General features: G+C 74.3%; 2 protein-coding genes and 1 pseudogene. 2 read left to right on the forward strand and 1 reads right to left on the reverse strand.

The window, feature by feature from the left end:
* Positions 1–130: 130 nt before the first annotated feature.
* Positions 131–2,026 (forward strand): annotated as a pseudogene (locus tag JFN87_RS31875) (coiled-coil domain-containing protein); the annotation flags it as partial.
* A 55-nt stretch (positions 2,027–2,081) separates the two neighbouring features.
* On the opposite strand, the gene JFN87_RS31880 reads toward JFN87_RS31875, so the two are convergent.
* The gene (locus JFN87_RS31880) at positions 2,082–2,606 is read right to left on the reverse strand and encodes a hypothetical protein (protein WP_209345801.1); all 525 of its coding nucleotides are present in this window, start codon (positions 2,604–2,606) and stop codon (positions 2,082–2,084) included.
* Positions 2,607–3,014: 408 nt separating this feature from the next.
* On the opposite strand from JFN87_RS31880, the gene JFN87_RS31885 reads away from it, so the two are divergent.
* On the forward strand, positions 3,015–5,365 hold a 2,351-nt coding region (locus JFN87_RS31885), incomplete at its 3' end, for a sensor histidine kinase (protein ID WP_209345803.1).

Genomic DNA, 5,365 nt, shown 5'->3' on the forward strand with positions numbered 1-5,365 from the left:
CCCCCCCCCCCCCCCCCCCCCCCCCCCCCCCCCCCCCCCCCCCCCCCCCCCCCCTCCTTCTCCTTGCACTCGACGCCTTTCGTGTCCCACCGGTCACTGGACCTCAGTCGTGTGCTCCTCCGTTCTCCACCGCCCCGCCGACGACGCCCGCCGCACGGCGCGCACCCTGCGCGCCGAGCGCGCCGAGATCGCCGGCGCCCCGGACAACGAGCCCGAACGTCCTGACGACGAGGCGCCTCGCGCCGCCCTGCCCGCGCTGCGCGAGGCCTACCGCGCCGCCTCCCAGCTGTACGAGAAGGTCGGCGTCGGCGCGGACCTGAGGGCGGAGCAGGCACGAGCGGAGAGCGACGAGAGCGCGGCCCTCGCCGAACTCGACCGGCTCAGCAACAAGGTACGCACGCGCGCGTCCCAGCTGCTCGAATCGCCCGACGGCGCGGACGGCCCCTCGCGGCAGGCCGCCGCCGCCCGTGCGGAGTCGCTGGTGCAGATGCTGGAGTCCCGCGCGTCCGCCGCGAGCGAGCAGCTCGGCAGGTTGCGCGGCGAGGCCGAGCGCCTCGCGCCCCAGGAGGGCGACGCCCACGTCGAGCTGGCCGACGACCAGGTGCCCACGGACGCCGACCGGGCCCAGGCCCTCCTGCGCACCGCCACCGGCGAACTGGCCGTACGCGGCGACGCGCTGGAGGCCGCGCGCGCGGCCCACGACGAACTGCTGCACGCGCACCGCGCCGCCGAGGACGCGGCGGGCGGCTTCGACGAGACGGCGGCCCTCCTTCGCGACCTGCTGCGCGGCGCGCCCGCCGAGGACGAGCACGGGAGCGCCGGCGGCGAGGCCGGCGACGAGGCGTCCCAGCGGCCCGAGCCCTACGCGGGGGCTCTCGCCGAAGCCCGCCACGACGCGGCGGAGGCCCGCAGGTCGGTGCGAGGCTGCGCACAGGACCTGTCGGTCGCCGAGTCCGCGGTCCGCGAGGCGAGCGACGTCCTCGTACGCCACGCGAACGCGACACGCTACGAGCAGGTCCGCACGCCCGCGCGCCAGCAGATCCGCGAGCTGCCCGCCGCCGCGCTGCCCGAGCACGCCGAGCGCTGGGCCGAGGCGTTCGCGCCGCGCCTGCGCGTCCTGACGGACGAGCTCGCCCAGCTCGAACGCAACCGCGACTCCATCGTCGACCGGATGCGCGGGCTCGTGGAGTCCGCCCTGACGACGCTGCGCTCCGCCCAGCGTCTCTCCAGACTCCCCGAGGGACTCGGGGAGTGGTCGGGGCAGGAGTTCCTGCGGATCCGCTTCGAGGAACCGGACCGCGCGACCCTCACGGAGCGGCTCGGCGAGGTCGTGGACGAGGCCACGCGCGCGGCGCTGCGCAAGAACTCCGACCTGCGCAGGGACGGGATGTCGCTGCTGCTGCGCGGCGTGCGGGCCGCGCTCGCCCCGAAGGGCGTAGCCGTGGAGATCCTCAAGCCCGACGCGGTGCTCCGCGCGGAACGCGTCCCCGTCGGCCAGATGGGGGACGTCTTCTCCGGCGGCCAGCTGCTGACGGCCGCGATCGCCCTGTACTGCACGATGGCGGCGCTGCGCAGCAACGACCGCGGGCGTGACAAGCACCGCCACGCGGGCACGCTGTTCCTCGACAACCCCATCGGGCGCGCCAACGCCACATACCTGCTGGAGCTGCAGCGTGCCGTCTCCGACGCGCTGGGCGTCCAGCTGCTCTACACGACCGGGCTGTTCGACACCACGGCGCTCGCGGAGTTCCCCCTGGTGATCCGGTTGCGCAACGACGCGGACCTGCGGGCGGGACTCAAGTACATCAGCGTGGAGGAGCACCTGCGGCCCGGTCTGCCCGTGCACGAGCCGGAGGACGAGCAGGTGCACGGAGAGATCACCGCGACGCGCGTCTTCCGCAGGACACCGGCCCAGGACAGGACGGAACCGGCGCGGGAGATCCCCGCCCAGCAGTCGTCACCGCAGCGCGCGCCGGACGTGCCGTCCCCAACGGCCGATCAGGCCCAGGACAACGCCGGAAACTGACGGCTGCCGACAGCCCGCCGGCCAGCGAGTTCCGCCGGTCAGCGACCCACGCCGGTCAGCGCGTCACGGCCGAGTGGGCCGCGTGGTGCTGACGGTGGCCTCCGTGGCGCGCGCGTACACCGCCGGAGACTTCGCCGGACGACGACCCGGGGCGGCGGCGCCGCGCGCGCCGCGCTATCCGGGCCTCCGCGCGCTGCGCCTCACGGGCCGCGCGCCGGGCGGCCCGACGCTCCCTGCGCAGCCGGCGCGCCGTGCTGCTCGGCACGGACACCACGCCGTGGCGCTGGTTCCACATCTGGCGCGTCACCCACACGTCGAGCACGGCCCACGTCGCCCCCACCGTGGACGCCACACCGGCGATCACCATGGGGAAAGCGAGCCACGAGTCGGCCAGCGTCGCGAGGAACGCGACCATGGCCTCGATCAGCGTCACGGCCGTCACGATCACCGCGCGCACGGCGGCCGTCCTGACGGGATCGGCCATCCGGTAGCGCACCGCCGGCTCCTCGACCCACAGGTCGCGCGCCACCCCCGTGAGCGCTCTTGCCGGCGTCCTGCCACGCCGCTCGTCCGTGTCCATCGACCGTCACTCCCCACCCGTACCCGACCTCACGCCGAGTGCCCGGCAACGGCCGGATCACTCCGGCCTGAAACGAAAACGATCCGCGAACGAGCGCGATTCCCGTAACACCATTGTTTTCCCAGACATTTACGCGGCAATCCGGCGCTGCCACGGTGCCCCGGCGACGCCCGGTTCACGGCTCGCGCCGAGTGAAGGTTTTGCGTGGTGTGTTTGAACCAGCGAAACTCGCTGACCTGCTGATTCGTTGAAGGCGGCACATCGTTCCCGCCCACGCCCGGACGGCATAAGGGGAAAACCGGCGACAATCACTCGCCGGTCGGCCCGTCAGGCTCCGGACATGTCTTCGAGTTGCCGGTGTGACAGTAGTAGGCTCACGCCGTTTGTTGCCGGGAACTGGGGGAGGCCATGCGCTTTCGCGGGAAGTCGATCCGCCGGAAGATCGTGGCGCTGTTGCTCGTGCCGCTCATATCCGTCACCGCCCTGTCTGCGCTCACGGGTGTGCTCACCGGCAGCGAGGCCCTGCGCCTGCGCCACCTCCAGGCCGCGGCCGCCGACGTCGGCCGGCCCGTGCAGCGCACCGTCGCCGCCGTCCAGCAGGAGCGGCTCGACACGCTGGTCCTCCTCGCGGCGCCGGGCGACTCGAACACGGTCAGGCAGCTGCGCTCCGACCGGGCCGCCACCGACCGGGCCGTCGCCGACGTGCGGGCCGGCGCCTCGCCGGCGCTGCGCGACGACCTCGACGCGACCGCCAGGAAGCACCTCGACGCCTTCACCACCCAGGCCGGCCGACTGGCCGCCGTCCGCGCGTCCGTCGACAAGAACGGCCTCTCGCGCGGCAAGGCCCTCGACGCCTACGCCACGGTCGTCGACCCCGCCTACCTCTTCCTCTCCACGGTGTACGGCAAGGAGGACGTCGACGGCGACAACCAGGGCCGCGCCCTCGTCGGCATCTTCCAGGCGCAGGAGATGTTCTCCAGCGAGAACGCCCTGGTCACCTCCGCCCTCGTGGCCGGCGAACTGAGCCCCACCGAGCGCCGCACGGTCTCCGGCCTCGTCTCCGACCGCCAGCTGCTCTACAAGACCAGCCTCGCGGACCTGCCGTCCGCGGAGTCCGCCGTCCTCGGCGCCTACAACTCGGGCGCGGCCAACGACATGCTGGCGATGCACGAGAACGACATCGCCACCACCGGCGCCATGGTCAACGACCGGACGATGTCGGCGCAGAAGTGGCGCGACCTCGCACGGCCCGTAGTGGACGGCACCCAGAAGGAGAGCGCCAGGGCCGACTCGCTCTTCCAGAGCCACGTGGCCGCCGCACGCCACGACGTCTACATCCGCTTCCTCGCGGCGACCGGCCTCGGCCTCATCGCGCTCATCGCCTCCGTGATCGTCTCCGTCCGCGTCGGCCGCGCCCTCGTCCACGACCTGTCCGAACTGCGCAAGGAGGCCAACGAGTCGGCGGGCGTCCGGCTGCCCGCCGTCATGCGCCGTCTCGCCTCGGGCGAGCAGGTCGACGTCGAGACCGAGGCGCCCAGGCTCGCCTACGAGGACCACGAGATCGGCCAGGTCGGGCAGGCGCTCAACACCCTCCAGCGGGCCGCCGTGGAGGCCGCCGTCAAACAGGCCGACCTCAGGCGCGGCGTGGCCGAGGTGTTCGTCAACCTCGCACGACGCAACCAGGTCCTGCTCCACCGCCAGCTCGGCCTGCTCGACGCCATGGAACGCCGCACCGAGGACACCGCCGAGCTCGCCGACCTCTTCCGCCTCGACCACCTCACCACCCGCATGCGCCGCCACGCCGAGGGCCTCGTCATCCTCTCCGGCGCCGTGCCGTCGCGGCAGTGGCGCAAGCCCGTGCAGCTGATGGACGTCGTACGGGCCGCGGTCGCCGAGGTCGAGGACTACGAGCGCGTCGAGGTGCGCAGGCTCCCCAGGATCGGCGTCGGCGGCCCCGCCGTCGCCGACCTCACCCACCTGCTCGCCGAACTGCTGGAGAACGCGACGGTGTTCTCGCCGCCGCAGACCGCCGTGCAGGTCAACGGCGAGCGCACCGCGGGCGGCTTCACGCTGGAGATCCACGACCGCGGCCTCGGCATGCCGTCCGACGCGCTGCTCGAAGCGAACCTGCGCCTCGCGGAGACCCCCGAGTTCGAGCTGTCCGACACGGACCGGCTCGGCCTGTTCGTCGTCAGCAGGCTCGCCCAGCGGCAGAACGTGCGGGTCTCCCTGGAGCCGTCGCCGTACGGCGGCACCACCGCCGTCATCCTGCTGCCGGCGGCGCTGCTTACCGAGGCGCCAGACACCGAGACCGGACTCCGCCTCGACCACAAGCGGCGGCAGGCCGCCGGTACCGTCCACGGACCGCGCGCAGAACACGGCATCAGGCTCGCCCCGGCGGCTGTCCCCGAGGCACCGGCCCCCGGCGACCGGGCGGCCGCACGCGACACCGCCGCCCGCGCGAGGGCGGCCGCCTGGGCCGCCGAGGACCAGCACCAGCAGGCCGGCGAGCCGCGTGCGGGCGAGGACGCGGGCGAGGGCGACGGCGCCCCGCCGGCGCTGCCGCGCCGCAGGGCCTCGCCCACGCTCGTCGCAGACCGCGGCAGGCGCCTGGACGACCGGCAGCTGGACGACCGGCAGCAGGGCAGGACGCACCCGGAGCCGCAGGCCGCGGGGCCCGGAGCCACCGCAGGGCACGGAGCCGCCGCGGAACCCGCGTACGGGCCCGGCCCCGCGGGCCCGGCGGCGGGCGGGCTGCC

This window comes from Streptomyces montanisoli, from assembly GCF_017813245.1.
Taxonomy (GTDB): domain Bacteria; phylum Actinomycetota; class Actinomycetes; order Streptomycetales; family Streptomycetaceae; genus Streptomyces; species Streptomyces montanisoli.

Excerpts from the sequence above, each read along its gene's own strand:
- JFN87_RS31880 (WP_209345801.1), bottom strand. The coding sequence starts at position 2,606 with ATGGACACGGACGAGCGGCGTGGCAGGACGCCGGCAAGAGCGCTCACG.